Genomic DNA, 1,608 nt, shown 5'->3' with positions numbered 1-1,608 from the left:
GAAGAAATTCGTGATCGTGGGAATATTCCCGTCGTGGTGGGTGGCACGATGTTGTATTGGCGGGCCTGGGCCTATGGCCTCTCTTCTTTGCCACCAGCAGATCCAGAAATTCGCGCCCGTCTCGATGAGCAAGGTAAATTAATTGGCTGGCCTGCGATGCATGCTGAGCTCGCCAAAGTAGACCCCATTACTGCGGCGCGCTTACAACCCAATGACTCTCAACGAGTACAACGTGCTTTAGAGGTTTATGAAATCACGAGCAAACCAATGTCGGAACTGCTGGCAGATGCGCCAAGCGAAGATGGCAGAGAAGGTTCAACTATTCCGGAGTGGATTGACCTCGTTTCGCTAGAGCCCAGCGATCGCTCACGCTTACACCAGAACCTAGAAAAAAGGTTTGATGAAATGCTCATCGGAGGATTGTTAGAAGAGGTTCAGCTACTTAGAAAAAATCCAGACCTGCATGGTGACTTACCTGCGATTCGCTCTGTTGGCTATCGACAAGTCTGGGAGTTCTTGTCCGGAGAAGTTGATCAGGCCGAAATGCGCTACAAGGCACTAGCTGCGACTAGGCAGCTCGGTAAGCGGCAATTAACTTGGTTGCGTGCAATCGCTGGAAGAAAAAAATTTGACCCATTCAACCCAAGTGAGTTGAATGCGGCCCTAGAGCACTGCAAGCAAAGCCTAAGCAAATAGGCTTTAGGCGTATTAAATAACGATGGTTTGTGGTGCACCAGCTGGACGCTCTACAACCTCACCAACCGTCCAAGCATGCAAACCCTCATCCTTGAGAGATTGAATTGCAGCATCTGCCTGATCGGCAGACACAATCACCACCATGCCAATACCGCAGTTAAATACACGCACCATTTCTGCATCAGCCACACCACCCTTCATCTGCAACCAGCGGAAGAGCTCTGGCATTTGCCAGCTATCGCGATGTAATACAGCTTGCGTATTTTCTGGGAGCACACGTGGCACGTTATCCACTAAGCCGCCCCCAGTAATGTGAGCCATTCCCTTTACATTGATCTCATTGATCAACTTCAACAGCTGCTTCACGTAAATTTGCGTAGGGGCCATCACCACATCACCCAATGAACGGCCACCCAAATCATCAGTTGGCTTTGCGCCAGCACGCTCAATAATTTTGCGAACTAAAGAGTAGCCATTGGAATGGGCGCCACTCGAAGCAATTGCCAACACCACATCACCCGGGGCAATCGTTGCACCAGTAATGATTTTGGATTTTTCAACAGCGCCGACAGCAAAGCCAGCTAAGTCATATTCACCTGGAGGATACATACCAGGCATCTCAGCAGTCTCACCACCAATCAATGCGCATCCTGACAATTCACAACCCTTAGCAATGCCACCAACTACGGTGGCAGCTGTGTCGACGGTGAGCTTGCCGCAAGCGAAGTAATCTAGAAAAAAGAGTGGTTCAGCGCCTTGAACCAAAATGTCATTCACGCTCATTGCCACCAAATCCTGGCCGATCGTGTCATGACGATTCCACTCAAAGGCCAATCTGAGCTTTGTACCAACGCCGTCAGTACCCGATACCAATACTGGCTCTTTGTAGCGTTTTGGCACTTCAAACAGGGC

2 protein-coding genes are annotated in these 1,608 nt (G+C 49.9%); one reads left to right on the top strand and one right to left on the bottom strand.

Annotated elements, in window-relative coordinates:
• On the top strand, positions 1-696 hold a 696-nt coding region (gene miaA, locus B7Y67_RS17455), incomplete at its 5' end, for a tRNA (adenosine(37)-N6)-dimethylallyltransferase MiaA (protein ID WP_293599715.1).
• A gap of 12 nt (positions 697-708) precedes the next feature.
• Here the strand turns inward: miaA and purM are convergent.
• Positions 709-1,608 (bottom strand): phosphoribosylformylglycinamidine cyclo-ligase (purM, locus tag B7Y67_RS17450; protein ID WP_293599714.1); only part of this gene is annotated, 900 nt, incomplete at its 5' end.

It is taken from the genome of Polynucleobacter sp. 35-46-11 (assembly GCF_002281105.1).
The sequence above is the reverse complement of the archived record's forward strand: the minus strand, read 5'-3'. Positions and strand labels throughout refer to the sequence as shown.